We start from the raw sequence: 20,713 nt of genomic DNA on the forward strand, positions 1-20,713 counted from the left end.
GTCGTTTCGTCTACTTTGGGGCCTGACACGGAAGCTGCTTCTTCACCGCCTCGGAGAAGGGAACGATAAAGCGCTTCATGGCCTTCTTGCTCTCTTCCGGGTCTTCGGGCTCGTGCCGCGCTTCGACTTCGATCAGGTAAGTGTCGGCCGGTACCGTCTTGTGCTTCTCGCCGGGGGGAGTCCGCGTGCCGAGGCGCGCCTTCGGGTTGAGGCACGGGAAATGAGATGCTGCTGCCCTTTCCCCGACGATGTGCTTCCCACCTTTGAGGCGAGTGGGGTCATTGATATCGTATCCGCGAATCTTCAAGTCCTTCCGCAGCACCCACGACCCGCTGATCTCCAACTCCTCATCGCCGTCCACGCTCAATCTGCAGCCGAGGCCGACCTTATCTGTTGGACCTGGCGACTCCTTCTCGCTGACCTCCTTTCCGCCAGGCAGGAAGGGCTCGACCTTCTCCGGATCCACCTTTGCGCCGCATAGACTGCTGGGCACCTGGTATTCCCGCTCCGGTTCACCGCACCCGGACACGAGCGCCAGAGCCAGCAGAGCAGCGGTGGCTATCTTCAGTGAGCTCGCCGCTTCAGTCCGAAGAGCGTCGCGCCTTATTATCGAAGGCATTTTCTCTGATTTTTTCACCGTGGTCGTATCCTTCGGTAACGTCTCGCGCAATGCCCCTGCTGAAGGTTGCGTGATCCACTCCTGGTGGATATCCCGCTTCTCGTACAGCCTGCTGACCCCACCGCTCTGCCTCTTGCCGTGTATCGAAAGACACGGCTGCCCCGCTGGCCGCATCCTGTTCCAAAGTGTTCTTCTTGTGGCTTTCCACCACGGAGTCGACCACTCCTTCCGTGGCACCGGTGATTACCTCGCCGACGACAGGGAATCTTTCGGCCGCTGCTCCCAGCGGCACGCCGATAGCTTGTTTAGCCCATTCCCCGCGCTTTTCAACCGCTTCGTTGAATTCCTTTTCGGTCGCCTGTCCATCGACCTGAATGGCGTCGTGTCGAGCCGAGCCGAGTATTCCTTCGATGGTGCCGCCGTTGTAGGTTATTCCTCGAATGTTCGCGGCTGATTGCCCGTCGAACTTGTCGGGGTGGTGCACCACTTCGCGCATCAGCTCAGCCTGGTATCCCTGTGCACCCAAGGTGGCTTCTGCGTGTCCTTCAGGGTGACGTCCAACAGCATCAAGAAAACGAGCGGTGGCTTCTTGTTTCAGGGGAACCGAATGTTCAACCAGGAACAATCCCTCGTTGCTCCGCTTGCTTCCTGCTGCCATCGCCTGATTGATCTCAGGCATGTATTCTGCCGAGATTTTACCCATGCTGTCGCTGATGTCTCGGGAAACAAAGTCGTGGTTATCATCCACGGCCTCGGTAATCCTGCGCACGATGTCTGCCCGCGCTGGTGTATGTTCCGGGGCGGCCTGCCCGGGGCGGTCGTACGGAGTGCCGATGGTGGCGGACTCAAGCGCATGCCCCAGGGCGTCCTTGCCGCCCAGCACCCGTTCACCTCGGACAGGGGAGGCACCGTCATTGTTCCAGTGGTAATCCTTGCTGGTCAGCTCACTCAGGTAGCTGTAGTTGATGTTTTTCCCCGGGTCGATCTTCCCGTTTTCGTCGTAGCCATCGACTGGCTCATCGCTGGGGTCCTTCGAGAAGAACGCCTCGGAAGCCTCAGGGCTGTGCCCAAGTGCTTCCAACACGCTGGTCACGGGATCGTATCCGGATTTCTTCTTCCCGTTCGGGTCGAGCCCGAACTGCATGTCGGGGCCGGAAGGGCTGTTCCAGTAGCCCTTGGGGCGGTCGTGCTGAAGTTGCACGACATGCTCGGCGATGGGGGTGAGGAACTTCTTGTCGTAGTTCCCGTAACGAAGGATTCCTCCGAGGAGTTGATAGCCCTTGGGTTTGAAGCCGAGCCCGTCGATGTGGATGTCCTTCGCGCCGAGGCGTCGGAACTCAGGCCCCCAGTTCAGATAACCCTTGTGGTCGGGGTCCGTTGCAGTGGCGAGAGTCGGTCCCAGGTGCCGCTGGAGGTCCTGTACGGCGTTGAGGCGGGACTTCCCTGGATCCCCCGTGCTGTCGATGGACATTCTGGCGTAGTATTCGAGTGTCTCCTTCGGGCCCCCGAGTCCCTTGAAAAAGGTGTGACTGAAGGTCGGGTTGTCCTTGTTGTATTTTAGGAGCTCCGCCAGTTCGCGGATCTCCTTGTTGCTCGCCTCGGTGCCCTTCTTGGCAATGGTCAAAGCCTGTTTGGCCTTGTATTTGTCGATCGGTCCGTTCTTCGCAAAGTTGTGGGGATCGTTGCCGTGGATCTGGGCGAGAATGCCTGCTGTGTAGGAGTCCCGGCTGTCTGCCCGAGCGACCAGGTCCGCCAGTTCTTCCCCGAGAGTCTTGAGCTCCTTGCGTCTCTCCTCCGAGACAACCTCGTTCTGGTGACCGGGCTGTGGCGGATACTTGCAGAGAATCTGCCCATCCTTGCCATCCGAGATCTCAATGCCCTTGCGTCGCGCGGCATCGACTTTTGTCTGCAACTCGTCCTGGACGGATTTCAGTGCGTCGTATGCGGCGCTCAACTCCTTGTGGAGATCCCTGGCTTGGGTGTGGGCGTCTGTGACCTCGTCCGCGATTGCCTTGACAAAGGGGCGAGTCACATCCGCGTTCACACCAGCCCATCGGGCCTTGTTCGCCTTCTTGAGCATGCCGCTGTGTGCTTCGGTGGCCGCGTCGTCCAGCTTGCCAACCATGGTGTCCCATTGGGCGATCGCCGACTTCAAGGGACCGAGGTCGACCTGGTAGACGCTGCGCCAGGTGAGTCGAGCCATGGTTATCCCTTACTTGATCCATTTGTAGATCGCGGAGGTGGAAGTCGGTTTCCCGTTTGGTGACTTCAGGGAGGCGGCGATATCCGCGTCCTCCTTGGCGTGCGTTGCCTTGGTGTAATCCAGGTGGTTGGAGATGCGCGCGCAGCCCTGTTGCAGTGTCCTGCGCTGCGTGTCCCACATTTTCACCACCGTGCGCAGGGCCTTCCCCATCCGGAAGTCATGCTGGTCGAGTTCTCGCGCAGCTCGGTCAGTGGTGCTGTGACCAGAGCCGTCGAGTCCCTTGCCGTCAATGTCGGCGCACTTCTGGAGCTGGCGGTGCAGTTTGTAGGCGTCTTTACCCACGTCCCCCAGGTCGTCCTGGTGAACAGTGAGACTTGGGGTGTAGTTGCCATCCGGGGACTGTCGGTTCTCCGCGTTGTAGCCGTTGAGTCTCATGTGGGGAGAGGACTCCTTCTGCGCTCCGGACTTGAGACCCGCCCACTCCTCATCGAACGTCATTCGCCCCCCTGGTGCTCTGTGTCGGTTGTCGGTCAGCGGCAGTGGCTCGGCGGCGACCGCTCACCCTTTGTCATCCCCCGAGCAACGGATTGTAGGGGGTGCATGACCCGGTGAGGCAGGAGATCCGCCGAAGGCTCCAGGGACGCACGCAAGTAGAGCGCGAGCATTCCGGACATCCTGTGGTGATCCAGGCGACGAGGCGCTCCGACGAGCAGGAACGAGCCGTACCGGAAGTTCAACTCCCCTGACCGCGCAGTACGTACCTTGCCCGAGACAGCGTCTGTCGCGCCTGAATGGTCAGTCCCTGCCCAGAAGTTCGAGCTCCGCGAGTCGGCCTCCGGATTTCGCCGGGACCAGGCGGTAGCTGGGGTAGCGGCCGGGGTGGGGGAGGGTGTGCCAGCGCTTGCCGTCGCGGGAGCCCTCCAGCCGCCAGCTGCCGGGCGCCATGTCCTGGTCCTCGGAGGTGAGGGTGTACGAGGTGACGCGGGCGCCCTTGCGCATGGTGACCGGAGCGTCGGTGAGCTCGGCGGCCGTGCCCGAGGTGTCGTCCAGCAGTGGAGAGTCACCGGGCTCGGTGACATCGCCCTGGGGTGCGGGCACTTTGTCGCCCTTGGTCAGGGGCGACGGCGCCGCGCCGCGGCCCGAGCCCCATTTCGACGGCTTCGGGCCCATGGCGAACTCCAGCGTGCCGCCGTCGGCCAGCAGTTCGTGCGGCAGCGCGGTGGAGCGCCACCGCTTGCCGTCGACCTTCAGCCTCTGGACGTAGACATTCTTGGCGCTGTTCTTCGGCGCCTTGATCACCAGATCACGCCCCCCTCCAGATGGACGGTGGCCTTGGTGAACAGCGGGGAGCCGACCGCGTATTCGGGGGAGCCCATGACCAGCGGATAGAAGCCCAGCGCGCTGAAGACGTACCAGGCCGACATCTCCCCGTTGTCCTCGTCGCCCGGATAGCCCTGCCGCCTCGCTGCCGACGTAGAGCCGGGAGAGTGCCTCGCGGACGGTGGCCTGCGTCTTCCACGGCTGCCCGGCCGCGTCGTACAGGTACGCGATGTGGTGCGAGGGCTGGTTGCTGTGCCCATACATGCCCATCCCAACGTCGGGGGCCTCGGTCACCTCGTGGATGACGCTGCCGTAGCTGCCGGCGTACTTCTCCTCACCCGTCTCCGGAGTGGCGAAGTAGCGGTCCAGCTTCTTGCCGAGGGCAGGCTGGCCGCCGTAGAGGTTGGCCAGGCCCCGGGTGTCCTGGGGCGCCGTGAAGGCGAAGTTCCAGCCGTTCGTCTCGGTGTAGTCGTAGCCCCACGCCCGCGGGTCGTACGCACCGGGCGGCAGTCGCCAGGAGCCGTCGGCGGTACGGCCCTGGAAGAAGCCGGTCTTCTTGTCGAAGAGGTGGACGTGGTTCCGGGCGCGCTGGCGGAAGCAGGCGGACTCCTCCTGGTACCGCTTCTTTCCGGTCTTCTCGCAGCGCTCTGCCCATGTTCGCGATGCCGAAGTCGTTGAGGTAGTCCTCCAGCGCCCAGCACATGCCCTCCTTGGTGCCGGTGCTGGTGTAGCCGAGGAAGGGGGAGGTGGCCATGCCCTTGCGGCCCACGCCCGGGTCGGGCGGCGCGACGGTGGCGTTCTTGACAGCGGCGTCGTAGGCGGCTTCCGCGTCCAGGTCGACGCCTTTGAGGTACGCGTCCGCGAAGGCGACGTCGGAGGAGGTGCCGGTCATCAGATCGGCGTAGCCGGGTGAGGACCAGCGCGAGATCCAGCCGCCGTCCTTGTACTGCTGCACGAAGCCGTCGGCCATCTTCCCCGCCTGCTTGATAGCAGCGCATACGCGGGCCAGGTGGTCCGGTAGGTGTCCCAGAAGCCGTTGTTGACGTACACCTCGCCGTCGACGGACTTCGCCCCGGTCTCGGTGGGCGTATCGGGCTTCTCGGCGGGCGAGAACGGGCTGGCGTACCGGGTCCGCCCGCCGGACTTCTCGTGGCCCGCGTTGGGGTAGAGGTAGAGCCGGTAGAGGTTGGAGTAGAGCGTGGTGAGCTGGTCGGAGGTGGCGCCCTCGACTTCGATGACGTCCAGCAGCTCGTCCCACCGCGCCTGCGCCCGCTGCTTGACCTGCGCGAAAGAGCGGTCGGTCGGGATCTCGGCGCGCAGATTGGCCTTCGCCTGGTCGACGCTGATCAGTGAGGTGGCAATCCGCCTGGTGACGGTGCGGTCGCTGCCGGGGGCGAAACGCAGATAGCCCGGGCGTCCTTGCTGCCGCCGCCCGACCGCTTGCTGCCGCCGGTGACGGGTGCGTCGAACGCGGACCGCCGGGCATGGTGACCGAACCGGGGCAGCGGGTTGCGGCGTACGTGGACCTCTCAACAGGCTGGACAACGTTGCCAGGCTGTCATTTTCGGCGACCAGTAGCGTACGTACACCCCGGGCTGTCAAGGGAGTTGGAGATATCGGAAGAAGGGGAAATCCGCACAGGTCTCAACTCGGGAAAGATGCCGGGCCGGAGCGTTCTTGATCTTGCCGAGGTGGCGAAGAGTGGACTATACCTGTCCGCACCTTGAACGGTGCCCGCGCGCGGGCGCCGTATCACTGGCGCACCATCCGCAAGATCCGCACCACCCAGCTTGAACTGACCCGCGGTGTCGGGCCCTTCGCCGGTGGCGAGTTGACGGGAGACCGGTACACCGCCTGAGTCCTGGAGAAGGCGAGGACTTGAGCATGGGAACCAACAGCGTCAACCGTCGCAACGTCGTCAAGGCCACCGCGGCCGGACTGCTCGCCGTGCCGGCCCTCGGCTCGCTGACGTCCTGCGCCACGGGCGGCGGTGACGACAACAAGGCCGAGAAGGGCAAGAAGTCGGCCAAGAATCCGCTCTCCGTCAAAGAGGACGCCGCTCTTGCGACGTATATCTTCAACGGCGGATACGACGACAAATACGCGCGCTTCGTCAGCGACATGTACGAGAAGAAGTATCCCAAGGCGAAGGTCAACCAGAAGAAGACCGAGAAGATCGCCACCCAGACGCAGCCGCGGCTGGTGAAGGGCGACCCGCCGGACGTCATCAACAACTCCGGCGCCGACGACATGAACATCGCCAAACTCGTCAAGAACAAGCAGGTCACCGATGTGACGGAGCTGCTGGACGCGCCGAGCTGGGACGACCCGGACGTCAAGGTCCGCGACACCCTCGTTCCCGGCGTGGTCGAGATGGGGCAGTTCGGCAGTGACGCCTGCTATCAGCTCAACATCGCTCAGACGGTCTACGGCATCTGGTACTCGGAGAAGATGCTCCGCGACACGCTGGAGGTCGAATACCCGAAGACCTGGGACGAGATGCTCGACGTCTGCAAGAAGGCGAAGAAGAAGGGCATCCACGGCTGGACGTACGCGGGCGGCCACCCGCGCTACATGTTCTTCAGCATGTACGCGATGTTCGGCCAGGCCGGTGGCCGCAAGCAGCTGGAGGCCATGGACTACCTGGAGCCGAACGCCTGGAAGAGCGACGCGGTCAAGGCCGTGTTCGAGGCGTACGAGGAGCTGCTGGCCAAGAAGTACGTACTGCTCGGATTCGACGGGGAAAAGGGGCACATCGAATCCCAGACCGCCTGGACCAAGGGCAAGGCCGTCTTCATTCCGAACGGTTCCTGGGTGGAGAACGAGGCGAAGGACACCACGCCCAAGGACTTCGAGATGGCCGTCGGCGCCACGCCGTCGCTCGACAAGGGCGACGCCCTGCCGTTCGGCACCCTCTACGCGCCGCCCGGTGAGCCCTTCGTCATCCCGGAGAAGGCCACCAACCGGCAGGGCGGCCTGGAGTGGATGCGGATGATGTACAGCAAGAAGGCCGCGCAGAACTTCTTCCGTGAGGTCTCCTCCATGCCCGCGGTCAAGGGCGCCATCGACGGAATGGATCTGCCGCCGGGCGTCGACAGTTCGCAGAAGGCGGTCAAGGCGGCGGGCAAGAACGTCGTCATTCCGTTCTTCAAGGAATGGTATTCGGAGCTGTTCGACGACGATTTCAACAGCGTCGCGGGCAAGTTCATGATGGGCGAGATGTCGGTCAAGCAGGCCATGGACACCATGCAGAAGGCGGCCGACCGGGTGGCCAAGGACCCGGACGTCGAAAAGATCAAGAAGGCCTGACCTTCAGCGGCAGCGGCAGCCCCGGGCCGGGAGACCGCCCGGTCCGGGGCGGGGGAGAGCAGAGCGACGTGACGACTGAGATACGGCCGGCCAAAAGCGGGCCCTCGACACCGAAGACGGTCCCGTGGCGCAAATTGCCGCTGGGCGACAAAATGGCCTTCATCGTGGCAGTTCTGCTGCCGCCCCGATTCACCCCGGAGCGCGTCCGCTACGACCGCAGATACCGCACGCTGGACAAGTACCGGTTCATCGTCGGTTTTCTCGTACTGCCGCTGACTTTCTACGCGGTCTTCGTCATCTCCCCGTTCTTCCAGGCGATCTACTACTCCTTCACCGACTGGGCCGGCGGCGCCTCGGCGAACTTCGTCGGCGGCGACAACTACGTGAAGATGTGGAACGACCAGAAGTTCTGGGACTCCCTCGAAAGCAGTCTGCTGCTGATGGTGATCGTGCCACTGATCACCCTCGCGCTCGGTATCTTCTTCGCCTACATGATCACCGCGGGCGGGCGGCACCGCAGGGGAGAGGCCATCTCGGGGGTCTTCGGCTCCTCGTTCTACAAGGTCGTCTACTTCTTTCCGCAGGTGCTCTCCATCGCGCTGATCGCGGTCGTCTGGCAGCAGGTCTACAGCTCGCGCAGCGGCCTGCTGAACGGGGCGCTGGGAGCCGTGGGGCTGGACGGCCTGGAACAGCGCTGGCTGGGCGGCGATTACAAACTGGCGCTGTTCGCCACGATGGCGGTGATCGCCTGGAGCTTCGTCGGCTTCTACGTGGTGCTCTTCTCGGCCGCGATGGGTGCCATCCCCAGGGACATCTACGAGGCGGCGCTGCTGGACGGCGCGGGGCGGATCTCCACGTTCTTCCGGGTCACGCTGCCGCTGATCTGGGACACCGTACGCACCGGCTGGATCTATATGGGCATCCAGGCCCTGGACGCCTTCGCCGTCGTGCTGATCATGGTGCCCAAGCACGCGTTGAAGGTCACCCCCGTCTACCTCTACGAGCGCTTCCGGGAAGGCCAGTTCGGCTACGCCACGGCCATCGGCGTGGTGCTCCTGGCACTGAGCATGCTCTTCACGCTGATCGTGATGAGGATCGGGCGCCGTGACCAGGTCGAGTACTGAGAAACGGGAAGCGAAGCGATGAGTGCCGAACCGATGCCCACCGACGCAGTCACCGACCAGCCGGCCCACGCCGCCGCGTCCTCGTCCTCGTCCGAGACGGCCGCCGGACGGCGGTCCGCCGCCGGAAAGGCCAAGGGGCCAGTGCGCAGCGAGAGCGGCGCGCTGAACGTCTTCTCGCACGCCTTCCTGATCGCCTGGGTCGTCATGGCGGCGGGTCCGCTGGTCTGGGTGGCGCTGACGGCCCTCCGGCCCACGGCGGACTTCCTCAACGACCCGATGGGCCTGCCGAGCTCGATCCACTGGCAGAACTTCGCCAACGCCTGGACGGAAGCGAAGATCGGCCGGTACGCGTTCAACTCCGTGATCATCCTCGCGGGCTCGCTGACCGGCACCATGCTGCTGGGTTCGATGGCCGCCTACGTCATCGCCCGGTTCACCTTCCCCGGCAACAGATTCATCTTCCTGTTGTTCGCGGGAGGCATGATGTTCCCGGTGATCCTGGCGCTGATCCCGCTGTTCACGATCATGGACAATATGTCCCTGCTGGACACCCGCCCGGGACTGATCATCGCCTACATCGCCTACTCGCTGCCGTTCACCACCTTTTTCCTCACCTCGTTCTTCCGGACCCTGCCCAGCGGGGTCCAGGAGGCGGCGATGATCGACGGCGCCTCGCACACCCGGACGTTCTTCCAGGTCATGCTGCCGATGGCCAAGCCGGGGCTGGTGAGTATCGGGATCTTCAACTTCCTCGGTCAGTGGAACCAGTACCTGCTGCCGCTGCTGCTGAACAACGAGGACGAGAACAACTACGTGCTGCCCCAGGGGCTCGCGGCGTTGACGGTCTCCCAGGGGTACGCGGGAGACTGGGGCGCCCTGTTCGCGGGGCTGACCATCGCCATGGTCCCGGTGCTGGTGGTCTACGCCGTCTTCCAGCGCCAGGTGCAGGCAGGACTGACCGCGGGCGCGCTCAAGTAGCCGGCCCGAACCAGCCGTGCCGGGCAGTGATTTCAGGTTGGCCACGAAAGTGGCCTAGACCTGTGCGGCGGAATATGCCGTGAGTAGTCTCTGCGCCGTAGCGGCACGGGGATCACCTCGCCAGGCAGTCGGGGCTCTCCTCGCCCGACGTTGCCTGGGGGATCCGGGTCGCGCCCGGAGTGACGTACCACCTGCGAGCAAGTCGACACCGATGTCGAAGGGTTGAGCAACATGAACAAGAGAGCAGCGGCGGCCGGTGCCGCAGTGCTCGCCATGGCACTGAGCGTCACCGCCTGTGGCGGTGACAGCGGTGGCTCCGGGGACAAGAACACCATCAAACTGGTGGCCGCCGACTACGGCGACAAGAAGTCCAACGCGTCCAAGATCTACTGGGACGCGGTCGCCAAGGACTTCGAGAAGCAGCACAAGGACATCAAGGTCGACGTCCAGGTCATCAACTGGAACGACATCGACAAGCAGGTCAAGACGATGATCCAGAGCGGAAACGTTCCGGACCTGGTCCAGACCGGCGGCTACGCCGACAAGGTCGCCGACGACCTGCTCTACAAGGCCGACGACGTTCTCTCGCCCAAGACGCAGAAGAACCTCATCCCGTCGTTCGCCAAGGCCGGCGAGGTGGACGGCACCCAGTACGGCATCCCGTGGGTCTCCTCCTCCCGGGTGCTCTTCTACAACAAGAAGGTCTTCAAGAAGGCGGGCATCAAGAACCCGCCGAAGACCTGGGACGAGCTGGCCGACGCCGCGAAGAAGATCAAGAGCTCGAAGGCCGCCGACACCCCCTACGCGCTGCCCCTCGGCCCCGAAGAGGCGCAGGGCGAGATGATGATGTGGGAGCTGGGCAACGGCGGTGGCTACACCGACAACAGCGGCAAGTACACCATCAACAGCAAGAAGAACGTCGAGACCTTCAAGTGGCTCCAGAGCAACCTGGTCAAGCCGGGCCTGACCTACTCCAACCCGGGTACCACCGACCGTAAGACCGCCTTCGCGGACTTCGCCGCAGGCAAGGCCGGCATGCTCAACGGTCACCCGAGCCTCGTCCAGATGGCCAAGCAGGGCAAGGTCGACTACGGCGTCACCGCCATCCCCGGCAAGGATGCGCCGCTGAAGTCCACGCTCGGCGTCGCCGACTGGATGATGGCCTTCAAGGACGGCGGCAAGCAGAAGCAGATCAAGACCTTCCTCGACTTCGTGTACTCGAAGAAGATGCTGAAGTTCGACGAGATGTACAACTTCCCGCCGGTCACCCAGGACGCGCTCAAGACGATGCAGTCCAACGGCAAGCACGAGGACCTGAAGCCCTTCTTCGACGAGCTGGCGAACGCGAAGTTCTACCCGCTGGGCGACCCGGCCTGGGACGTCGTCTCCGCCGAGATCAAGAAGTCCGGCGGCAAGGCAGCCAAGGAAGACCCGGAGAAGGTCCTCGGCGACCTGCAGAAGAAGGCGGAAGAGGCCGCGGCCAACAAGTAAGACAGCCGGTTCCGTCCCAGGGTTGGCCCGTCGCATTCTGCGTACCCCGCAACGGGGGCTGCGCTTGCCCACCCTGCGCCCCTGGCAGACTGCCCAAGCTTCGCGGGGTAGCACGTCAGGGGCGCGGGGAACTGCTCCCCCAGCCTCCGGCCGACGGACAGCAGGGGCACCCCCTCACCGGCCCCCGCCAGCACAACCTCCGCATCACAAGGAGACCCCGTGTCATTGAAGGCCCCGCCGGTCCGCCGCTCCCGCGGCGGGCTGGCCAGGCTCGGCCCGCTTCCCTGGATCGCTCCAGTCGTCCTGCTCATTCTCGCTGTCGTCGTCTGGCCCGTCATCGAGCTGATCAGGACCTCGTTCCTGAACATCAGCATCGCGGGGATCGTGCGGGGCTCGGCCGGCACCGACAAGTACAAGAAGCTCTTCGACGAGACCGACTTCGGGCACGTCATCCTCTGGACCGCGCTGTGGACCGTCGTGGTCGTCGGCGTCACGATGATCGTCTCGCTGGCCCTGGCCCAGCTGTTCAACCAGCACTTCCCGGGCCGCCGGATCACCCGCTGGGCGCTCATCGCACCCTGGGCCGCCTCGGTCCTGATGACGGCCATCGGCTTCAAGTGGATGCTCAACCAGACGGCCGGTGTCCTCAACACCGTGCTGATCGACCTCGGCATCATCGACAAGTCCAAGGACTGGCTCGGCTCGGCGGGCACCGCCTGGCCGTGGATGATGTTCGTGGCGGTGTTCGTCTCGCTGCCGTTCACCACCTACACGCTGCTGGCCGGGCTTCAGACGATCCCGACGGACGTCTACGAGGCCGCGCGGATCGACGGCGCGGGCGCCTGGCAGACGTACCGGGGCATCACGCTGCCGCTGCTGCGGCCGGCCTTCCTCGTCGGTGTGGTCATCAACCTGATCAACGTCTTCAACTCGTTCCCGATCATCTGGGCGATGACGCAGGGCGGACCGGGCAGCGACACCGCGACGACCACGGTGTTCATGTACAAGCTCAAGGAGACGGACATCGGCGAGTCCGCGGCGATGTCGGTGGTCAACTTCCTGATGGTCGTCGTGCTCGTGCTGATCTTCCTGAAGGTCAGCCGGTGGAACGAGGAGGACTGATGGCGACCGCAACACAGACTGCCGGATCCGGCTCCGAACCCGAGCCCGGACCCGTCAAGGAGGGGCCCGCAGGCCCCGCCAAGCGCGCCGTACGGCCGCCGAAGCGCACCTTCCGGCCGCGCACGCTGGTGATCACCGCCGTCGCCTGGCTGCTCGCGGCGCTCTTCCTCGCGCCGTATCTGGAGATGATCGTCACGGCGCTGCGGCCGGCCGACGAGCTGCGCGACCGCACCTATCTGCCGGGCAAGCTGAACTGGTCGAACTTCATCGACGTCTGGAAGGAGTCCTCGCTCGGGGACAACCTCCAGGTGACGCTGCTGATTTCGGGCGGCGCGACGGTGCTGGTGCTGCTCGTCTCACTCCCGGCCGCCTACTACACGGCGCGGATGCGGTTCAAGGGACGCAAGTGGTTCCTGCTGCTGGTGCTGGTCACCCAGATGTTCCAGCCGACGGCCCTGCTGGTGGGCCTCTACCGGGAGTTCCACCAGCTGGAGATGCTCAACTCGGTCTGGACGCTGATCCTCACCAACGCCGCGTTCAACCTCGCCTTCGCCGTATGGATCCTGACCGCCTACATCGGGTCGATCCCTGCCGAGCTGGAGGAGGCGGCGATGGTGGACGGCACCAGCCGTTTCGGAGCGATGATCAAGGTGACGCTGCCGTTGGCGCTGCCCGGCGTCGTCACCGCGGTGATCTTCACCTTCATCTCGGCCTGGAACGAGTTCGTGATGGGGCTGACGCTCTCGACCGAGCCGGACAAGCAGCCGCTGACGGTCGGGATCAACAACTTCATCGGCGCCTACACGGTGCAGTGGAACTACCTGTTCGCCGCGTCGGTCGTGGCCATCGTGCCGGTGATCGTTCTGTTCGCCTTCATCGAGCGGCACGTGGTCTCCGGACTGACGGCAGGCTCCGTCAAGTGAGGTGAACGGTTCGCCGTTCCGGGTCCCCGGCCGCGGCCGGGGACCCAGCGCATTCGCCCTGCTCCGCTCCGTATGATGAGCCACAAATGAGCACCAGTCGGTCCCAGCCGAGCTCAAAGGGCTTGACGGGAAGATCCGCCGGGGCTCTGCTTAGGGTTCAGATGTTGGAGACAAACGGGGAGTGAACAGTGGTGGAGACTCCGGGCTCGCAGTCCTCGCTGCACCGGGCAAACCTGGAGCGCGTCGTGCGGGCCGTCCGCATGGCCGGTTCGCTCACCCAGGCGGAGATCGCCCGCACCACCGGGCTGTCGGCCGCGACCGTCTCCAACATCGTCCGTGAGCTCAAAGACGCCGGGACGGTCGAGGTCACCCCCACCTCCTCCGGCGGTCGCCGGGCCCGTGCGGTCTCGCTGAGCGCCGACGCCGGGATCGTCGTCGGCGTCGATTTCGGCCACTCCCACCTGCGCGTCGCCGTCGGCAACCTGGCGCACACGGTGCTGGCCGAGGATGCCGAGCCCATCGATGTGGACGCCTCGGCGGACCAGGGCTTCGACCGCGCCGAGCAGCTGGTGCGGCGGCTGGTCGGGGAGAGCGGCATCAGCCCGGCGAAGGTCATCGGCATCGGCCTGGGCGTACCGGGCCCCATCGACATGGAGACGGGCGTGCTCGGCTCCACCGCCATCCTTCCGGGCTGGGTCGGCACCAACCCGCGCGACGAGCTGACCACCAGGATGGGCGTCCCCGTCTACGTGGACAACGACGCCAACCTCGGGGCACTCGGCGAACAGGTCTGGGGGGCCGGCCACGGCGCCCGCGATCTGGCCTACATCAAGGTCGCCAGCGGTGTCGGCGCCGGTCTGGTGATCAACGGCCAGATCTACCGCGGCCCGGGCGGCACCGCCGGCGAGATCGGCCACATCACGCTGGACGAGTCGGGCCCGGTCTGCCGCTGCGGCAACCGCGGCTGCCTGGAGACCTTCACCGCGGCCCGCTATGTGCTCCCGCTGTTGCACTCCAGCCACGGCCCGGACCTGACCATGGCCCGGGTGGTGCGGCTGGCCGCCGAGGGTGACCCCGGCTGCCGGCGGGTCGTCGCCGACATCGGTCGGCACATCGGCAGCGGCGTCGCCAGCCTGTGCAACCTCCTCAACCCCTCGCGGGTCGTACTCGGCGGGGACCTCGCCGAGGCCGGAGACCTGGTGCTGGGTCCCGTGCGGGACTCGGTGGCGCGGTACGCCATTCCCAGCGCGGCGCGTCAGTTGAAGGTCCTGCCCGGCGAACTCGACAGCCGCGCCGAGGTGTTGGGTGCGCTGGCCCTGGTCCTCAACGAGATGGGTGACACCACGCTGGTGGACGCGGCTTCGGCTGCCGCCTGAGGGCTCGCTGCCCTGGGGGCTCGCCGCGATGACGGGTGGCCGTCTCGGTGGGGCGGCGGCCCGCCGTTGCCGATCGGGGCAGTTGCCGGGTGTCGGCTCGTTGTGGCTGGTCGCGCAGTTCCCCGCGCCCCTTCGGGGCGCTGATCGGGGCGCCCCTTTTCGGGGGTTCAACGGATGGCATCGTTGTCATCTCGTTAAGGATTTGCTTATTGACCGCTGAGTCAGCTGCGAGTTGACTTCCCGCTACCTCGGCCGCAATGCCGCGGCCCCGTCAGGGAGGTCTCTCAATGCACGCAGCGCTGCGCGGCATCGTCCTCGGCACCGTCACTCTTTCCCTCGCGCTCACCACGGCCGCCTGTGGCAGTGCCGACCAGGCGGACGGCAAGGACAGCGGCAAGTCCAAGAAAGGACCGCTGACCATCGGGCTGCTGCTGCCCGAGAACCAGACAGCGCGCTACGAGCGCTTCGACAAGCCGCTGATGGTCAAGAAGATCAAGGAGCTGGCGGGCAAGGACACCAAGGTCCTGTACGCCAACGCCAAGCAGGACGCCAACGTCCAGCAGCAGCAGGTCGACACAATGATCGCCAAGAAGGTCGACGCGCTGATCCTTGACGCGGTGGACGCCAAGTCCGTCTCCAGCTCGGTCAAGAAGGCCGACGACAGCGACATCCCCGTCGTCGCCTACGACCGCCTCGCCGAGGGCCCGATCAAGGCGTACACCTCGGTCGACAACCCGCGGGTCGGCAGGATCCAGGCCAAGTCCCTCCTCGACGAGATGGGCGACAAGGCCGACAAGGGCAAGATCGTCATGATGAACGGCTCCGTCACCGACCCCAACGCCAAGAAGTACAAGGACGGCGCCCACTCCGTCCTCGACGGCAAGGTGAAGATCGGCAAGGAGTACGACACCAAGGAGTGGAAGCCGGAGAACGCCAACGAGAACATGAAGGGCGCCATCTCCTCCCTCGGCAAGAAGAACATCGTCGGGGTCTACTCCGCCAACGACGGCATGGCGGGCGGCATCATCACCGCGCTCAAGCGCGCGGGCTTCGACAAGGACGAGCTGCCCCCGGTCACCGGCCAGGACGCCGAGCTCAACGCCGTGCAGCGGATTCTGGCGGGCGAGCAGTTCATGAGCGTCTACAAGCCGTACGTCCCCGAGACCTCGGCAGCCGCCGAGTTCGCCGTCGCGCTGGCCCGCGGGGAGTCGGTGGACAAGGTCGCTTCCTCGAAGACCGACAGCGAGTCCGCCAAGGACGTCCCCACGAAGATCGTCACGCCGCTGCCGCTGGTCAAGGACGACATCAAGAAGTACGTCGGCAAGTCCGGCTTCTTCACGTCCAAGGAGATCTGCACCGCCAAGTTCAAGAAGGCATGCGCCGAGGCGGGCATCAAGTAATCGCGTCGAGCGGCCGGTACACCCACCGTTCGAACGGTGGGTGTGACGGCCCAGAGGCATAAGGAGTGATTCACGTGTCCGCTACGCCCGTGCTGGCGTTGCGCGGAATCTCCAAGCGGTTCGGTGCCGTCCAGGCGCTCACGGACGTCCAGCTGGAGATCCACCCCGGCGAGGTCGTCGCCCTCGTCGGCGACAACGGTGCAGGAAAGTCCACCCTGGTCAAGGCCATCGCGGGCGTCGGCCCGGCCGACGAGGGCACCATCGAATGGGACGGACGGCCCGCCCGTATCGACCGGCCGCACGATGCCCAGCAGCTGGGCATCGCGACCGTCTACCAGGACCTCGCGCTGTGCGACAACCTCGACGTCGTCGGCAACCTCTTCCTCGGCAACGAGATCAAGACACGCGCCGTGCTGAACGAGGTGGAGATGGAGCGCCGCGCCCGCGAGCTGCTGTCCACCCTCTCCATCCGTATCCCCAGCGTCCGGGTCCCCGTCGCCTCGCTCTCCGGCGGGCAGCGGCAGACCGTGGCGATCGCCCGCTCGCTGCTCGGCGAGCCCCGCGTCGTCATCCTGGACGAGCCCACCGCCGCGCTCGGCGTCGAGCAGACCGCGCAGGTCCTCGACCTGGTCGAGCGGCTCCGGGAGCGGGAGCTGGGCGTGCTGCTGATCAGCCACAACATGGCCGACGTACGAGCCGTCAGCGACCGGGTCGCCGTGCTGCGCCTCGGCCGCAACAACGGGACCTTCACGGTGAGCGAGACCAGCCAGGAGGAGATCGTCTCCGCGATCACCGGGGCGAGTGACAACGTCGTCACCCGCCGCAATGCCCGTACCGCAGAGAACGCGCGCACCACGGAGGTGCACAAGTGACCACCGGCACCCCCACGGACGGCACGCCGGCCGACGACACGCCCACCGAGGGCACCCACCTGAACGTCACCAAGGCCCCGAGCGGGGCGGCGGAGAACGGGACGGCGGCCCCGGACGCTCCCGTCGCCACCGTCGACCCCCGGCTGCTGGTGCGCCAGCAGGGCTTCGCCGGCTATCTGGAGGACCTGCTGCGCCGGCTCCGCACCGGCGAGCTGGGCTCCGTCCCGGTCATCGTCGGCCTGCTGGTCATCGGCGCGGTCTTCCAGTTCCAGGACTCCGCGTTCCTGAGCTCGAACAACCTCAGCGATCTGTTCGTACAGAGCGCGGGCACCGGGCTGATCGCGGTCGGCATCGTCTTCGTGCTGATTCTCGGCGAGATCGATCTGTCGGTCGGCTCGGTCAGCGGGATGTCGGCCGCCGTGCTGGCCGTCCTCAACATCAACCAGGGCATGAACGAGGTGCTGGCGGTCCTGCTGGCCGTCCTCACCGGTATGGCGGCCGGCGCTGTACACGGCTTCTTCTTCGCCAGGATCGGCGTCCCGGCGTTCGTGGTCACCCTGGCGGGCCTGCTGGGCTGGAACGGCCTGATGCTCCAGATCCTCGGCCCCAGCGGCACCATCAACCTCGACGACGACGGGCTGGTGGCGCATCTCACCAACTACTACTTCTCCGACAAGGCGGCGGCCATGGGCCTGGCCACCGTCTGCGTCCTGGCCTTCCTCGGCTTCTCCCTGCTGGACCAGCGCCGACGCAAGGCGGCGGACGTTCCCAGCCGCCCGCTCAGCGAGATCCTGCTGCGCACGGCGGTGCTGGCAATCCCCGCGTACGTCGCAGCGGCCGTCTTCAACTCCTACAAAGGGCTGCCGCTGGCGGTGGTGATCTTCCTGGGCGTGGTCGTCCTCGGCGACTTCGTGCTGCGCCGCACCAGCTACGGCCGTCAGGTCTTCGCCGTCGGCGGGAGCAGCGAGGCCGCCGGGCGGGCCGGCATCAACGTGCCCATGGTGCGGATCACCGTCTACGCCATCGCCGGGACGATGGCGGCCGTCGGCGGACTGTTCTTCGCGTCACAGATCAACGCGGCCAACCAGTCCTCCGGCGCGGGCAGCCTGCTGATGAACTGCATCGCGGCGGCCGTCATCGGCGGCACCAGCCTCTTCGGTGGTCGCGGAAAGACCTGGTCCGCGCTGCTGGGCGCGCTGGTCATCCAGTCGATCAACTCCGGTATGGCCCTGCTGGGCACCGGTTCGGCCCTCCGCGACATGATCACCGGCGCGGTGCTGCTGGCGGCGGTCGTGATCGACTCGATCTCCCGCCGGACCCAGAAAACCGCTGGTCGGGCCTAGCGCGCTCAGTCCGCACGCCGCACAGGTGCGGATGGATCGGTCCAGGCGCCGGAGCGAAGGGCTCCGGTACCTGGACCGACGCCTGCAAGGAGTGACGGAGGCCGTTCGCGGGCGATCCGCCGAGCGGGCCTACCGCCTGGCCTGCTTCTGCTCTCTCGCGAGTTCGGCCTGCTCCGACTTCTCCTTCGGCTCGTGGATCTTCTCGTACTTCTCCTTCCACGCCGGGTCGGGCTTCTCCTTCTTCTGCTTCTTGTTCTTCTCGGGCGCGTCACCGGCGACCGAGGACGGGGCGGCGGCCAGGGCCTGTGTGCTGCCCAGAGTCATGGCGAGCGGGGCGACCACCAGGGCTGCGGCAGCGACGGTGCGCTTGAGCCGATTCGGCATGGAGCCTCCTACGGGTCGGGGGATGACGGCGTAATCACCATCACCGTTGTCCGTTATAAGCGCATTTACGGTGAGACCAGCGAGATGCGCCGCCAAATGGGTGTACGGCCCCTGTTCCGGCTGCCCATGCCCTCCGTATGCACCCTGGAGGGCAGGCTGGCATTCGTGTGACTGAGATGGCACCGTCCGGTGAATCCGGATGGAGGCGGAACATTAGACTCTGGAGGCACCTCCCGGCCGAAGGTTGGGAGAAGATCGGCACGGTCCGACAACAACGGCTCGACAGCGTTCGATCACGCTTGACGCAAGGAGGTACGGGTGGCGTTGCTGACCCGCATCAGGGGACCACGCGATCTGGACCGGCTCACCCCGGAGCAGCTGGAGAGGCTGGCCGAGGAGATCCGCACCTTCCTGGTCGGAGCGGTCTCCAAGACCGGTGGCCATCTGGGCCCGAACCTCGGTGTGGTCGAGCTGACCATCGCCCTGCACCGGGTCTTCGACTCGCCCAAGGACAGCGTGCTCTTCGACACGGGGCATCAGTCGTATGTGCACAAGCTGCTGACCGGGCGGCAGGATTTCTCCAAGCTGCGGGCAAAGGGTGGTCTGTCGGGTTATCCGTCGCGTGCGGAGTCGGCGCATGACGTGATCGAGAATTCGCACGCCTCGACTGTTCTGGGCTGGGCGGATGGTCTGGCCAAGGCGAACGAGGTGCGCGGGCGGGACGCTCATGTGGTGGCTGTGATCGGTGACGGGGCGCTGACGGGCGGGATGGCCTGGGAGGCGCTCAACAACATCGCTGCTGCCAAGGACCGTCCGCTGGTGATCGTGGTCAACGACAACGAGCGGTCGTATTCGCCGACGATCGGCGGTCTGGCCAACCATCTGGCGACATTGCGTACAACGGACGGGTACGAGCGTTTTCTGGCCCGGGGCAAGGACGTGCTCAACCGGACGCCGGTGGTGGGCAAGCCGTTGTACGAGACGTTGCATGGCGCGAAGAAGGGGTTGAAGGACTTCATCGCGCCGCAGGGGATGTTCGAGGATCTGGGGCTGAAGTATGTCGGGCCGATCGACGGGCACGACATCGCGGCTGTGGAGTCGGCGTTGCAGCGGGCCAAGCGGTTCGGTGGTCCGGTGCTGGTGCACTGTCTGACCGAGAAGGGCCGCGGCTATCAGCCCGCGCGCCAGGACGAGGCCGACCAGTTCCACGCCGTCGGCGTCATCCACCCCGACACCGGCCTGCCCGTCAAGTCCTCCGGCGCCGACTGGACTTCCGTCTTCGGCGACGAGATGGTCAAGCTCGGCCGCGAACGGAAGGACATCGTCGCCATCACGGCGGCCATGATGCGCCCCGTCGGACTGCACGCCTTCGCCCAGGAGTTCCCCGAGCGGGTCTACGACGTGGGCATCGCCGAGCAGCACGGCGCGGTCTCCGCCGCCGGACTCGCCACCGGCGGTCTGCACCCGGTCTTCGCGGTCTACGCCACCTTCCTCAACCGGGCCTTCGACCAACTGCTGATGGACGTGGCACTGCACAAGTGCGGCGTCACCTTCGTGCTGGACCGGGCGGGCATCACCGGCACGGACGGCGCCTCGCACAACGGCATGTGGGACATGTCCATCCTCCAGTGCGTCCCCGGACTCCGGCTGGCCGCGCCCCGCGACGCCGACCAGGTTCGCGCCCAGCTGCGCGAGGCCGTCGAGGTGGACGACGCGCCGACCGTGGTGCGGTACTCCAAGGGCGCCGTCGGCCCGGCAGTTCCCGCGGTGCGCCGGGTGGGCGGCATGGACGTACTGCGGGAGCCCGCCGACGGGGGGCCCGGCGATGTGCTGGTGGTCTCGGTCGGAGCACTCGCTCCGATGTCCCTGGAGATCGCCGGGCTGCTCGACAAGCAGGGGATCACCGCCACGGTGGTGGACCCGCGCTGGGTCAAGCCGGTCGACGAGTCGCTGCCGCCGCTGGCGGAGCAGCACCGCGTCGTGGTCACCGTCGAGGACAACAGCCGTGCCGGCGGTGTCGGCTCGGCCGTGGCGCAGGCGTTGCGGGACGCCGGTGTCGACGTTCCGCTGCGGGACTTCGGCATCCCCGAGCGGTTCCTGGACCACGGGTCCCGGAAGGAGATCCTGACGGAGATCGGGCTCACCGCGCCCGATATCGCCCGCCAGGTGACGGGGCTCGTCGCCAAGCTGGACGGGCGCTTCGACGCGGAGCAGGCCGAAGTGGCCCGCGACTAGCGGCTTTGCGGGGG

16 protein-coding genes and 1 pseudogene are annotated in these 20,713 nt (G+C 65.9%); 12 read left to right on the forward strand and 5 right to left on the reverse strand.

Features of this window, described 5'->3' with window-relative positions; genetic code table 11:
* Positions 1–10: 10 nt before the first annotated feature.
* The 4 genes and pseudogenes from ACTWP9_RS08660 to ACTWP9_RS08675 all read right to left on the reverse strand — a co-directional run.
* Positions 11–637, reverse strand: coding sequence for a hypothetical protein (locus tag ACTWP9_RS08660; protein WP_443245414.1), 627 nt, complete (start codon positions 635–637; stop codon positions 11–13).
* Positions 582–2,822, reverse strand: coding sequence for a hypothetical protein (locus ACTWP9_RS08665; RefSeq protein ID WP_443245415.1), 2,241 nt, complete (start codon positions 2,820–2,822; stop codon positions 582–584). Before ACTWP9_RS08665 ends, ACTWP9_RS08660 begins: the two co-directional genes overlap by 56 nt.
* A gap of 9 nt (positions 2,823–2,831) precedes the next feature.
* Complete coding sequence (locus ACTWP9_RS08670; RefSeq protein ID WP_443245416.1) at positions 2,832–3,320, reverse strand: hypothetical protein; 489 nt, start codon at positions 3,318–3,320, stop codon at positions 2,832–2,834.
* 297 nt (positions 3,321–3,617) lie between these two features.
* Positions 3,618–5,611 (reverse strand): annotated as a pseudogene (locus ACTWP9_RS08675) (GH92 family glycosyl hydrolase); the annotation flags it as partial.
* A 254-nt stretch (positions 5,612–5,865) separates the two neighbouring features.
* Between ACTWP9_RS08675 and ACTWP9_RS08680 the strand changes: the two are divergent.
* The 11 genes from ACTWP9_RS08680 (at position 5,866) to ACTWP9_RS08730 (ending at position 18,080) form a co-directional block, all read left to right on the forward strand.
* The gene (locus ACTWP9_RS08680; RefSeq protein WP_443245417.1) at positions 5,866–6,000 is read left to right on the forward strand and encodes a hypothetical protein; all 135 of its coding nucleotides are present in this window, start codon (positions 5,866–5,868) and stop codon (positions 5,998–6,000) included.
* Between the two features lie 26 nt (positions 6,001–6,026).
* The gene (ngcE, locus tag ACTWP9_RS08685) at positions 6,027–7,451 is read left to right on the forward strand and encodes an N-acetylglucosamine/diacetylchitobiose ABC transporter substrate-binding protein (protein ID WP_443245418.1); all 1,425 of its coding nucleotides are present in this window, start codon (positions 6,027–6,029) and stop codon (positions 7,449–7,451) included.
* Between the two features lie 68 nt (positions 7,452–7,519).
* Positions 7,520–8,575, forward strand: a complete 1,056-nt coding sequence (locus ACTWP9_RS08690) for a carbohydrate ABC transporter permease (RefSeq protein WP_443245419.1) — start codon at positions 7,520–7,522, stop codon at positions 8,573–8,575.
* A gap of 18 nt (positions 8,576–8,593) precedes the next feature.
* Positions 8,594–9,553: a carbohydrate ABC transporter permease gene (locus ACTWP9_RS08695; protein ID WP_443245420.1), complete on the forward strand. Its 960-nt coding sequence runs from the start codon at positions 8,594–8,596 to the stop codon at positions 9,551–9,553.
* A 231-nt stretch (positions 9,554–9,784) separates the two neighbouring features.
* Positions 9,785–11,044: an extracellular solute-binding protein gene (locus ACTWP9_RS08700; protein WP_443245421.1), complete on the forward strand. Its 1,260-nt coding sequence runs from the start codon at positions 9,785–9,787 to the stop codon at positions 11,042–11,044.
* 219 nt (positions 11,045–11,263) lie between these two features.
* On the forward strand, positions 11,264–12,166 hold the full coding sequence (locus ACTWP9_RS08705) for a carbohydrate ABC transporter permease (RefSeq protein WP_443245422.1): 903 nt from the start codon (positions 11,264–11,266) through the stop codon (positions 12,164–12,166).
* Positions 12,166–13,089 (forward strand): carbohydrate ABC transporter permease, encoded by a 924-nt coding sequence (locus ACTWP9_RS08710; protein WP_443245423.1) that lies wholly within the window; start codon positions 12,166–12,168, stop codon positions 13,087–13,089. The genes ACTWP9_RS08705 and ACTWP9_RS08710 overlap by 1 nt, the downstream gene beginning before the upstream one ends.
* A gap of 191 nt (positions 13,090–13,280) precedes the next feature.
* The gene (locus ACTWP9_RS08715; protein WP_443245595.1) at positions 13,281–14,465 is read left to right on the forward strand and encodes an ROK family transcriptional regulator; all 1,185 of its coding nucleotides are present in this window, start codon (positions 13,281–13,283) and stop codon (positions 14,463–14,465) included.
* A gap of 287 nt (positions 14,466–14,752) precedes the next feature.
* The gene (locus ACTWP9_RS08720) at positions 14,753–15,865 is read left to right on the forward strand and encodes a substrate-binding domain-containing protein (protein ID WP_443245424.1); all 1,113 of its coding nucleotides are present in this window, start codon (positions 14,753–14,755) and stop codon (positions 15,863–15,865) included.
* A 65-nt stretch (positions 15,866–15,930) separates the two neighbouring features.
* Positions 15,931–16,737, forward strand: a complete 807-nt coding sequence (locus ACTWP9_RS08725; RefSeq protein ID WP_443245425.1) for an ATP-binding cassette domain-containing protein — start codon at positions 15,931–15,933, stop codon at positions 16,735–16,737.
* A gap of 59 nt (positions 16,738–16,796) precedes the next feature.
* On the forward strand, positions 16,797–18,080 hold the full coding sequence (locus tag ACTWP9_RS08730; protein ID WP_443245596.1) for a sugar ABC transporter permease: 1,284 nt from the start codon (positions 16,797–16,799) through the stop codon (positions 18,078–18,080).
* 129 nt (positions 18,081–18,209) lie between these two features.
* Here ACTWP9_RS08730 and ACTWP9_RS08735 read toward each other — a convergent pair whose 3' ends face one another.
* Positions 18,210–18,464 (reverse strand): hypothetical protein, encoded by a 255-nt coding sequence (locus tag ACTWP9_RS08735; protein WP_443245426.1) that lies wholly within the window; start codon positions 18,462–18,464, stop codon positions 18,210–18,212.
* 318 nt (positions 18,465–18,782) lie between these two features.
* On the opposite strand from ACTWP9_RS08735, the gene dxs reads away from it, so the two are divergent.
* A complete protein-coding gene (dxs, locus tag ACTWP9_RS08740) occupies positions 18,783–20,699 on the forward strand; it encodes a 1-deoxy-D-xylulose-5-phosphate synthase (protein ID WP_443245427.1) in 1,917 nt (638 codons plus the stop codon).
* Positions 20,700–20,713 lie beyond the last annotated feature (14 nt).

The sequence above is a fragment of the Streptomyces sp. 3N207 genome, assembly GCF_052246355.1.
GTDB lineage: Bacteria > Actinomycetota > Actinomycetes > Streptomycetales > Streptomycetaceae > Streptomyces.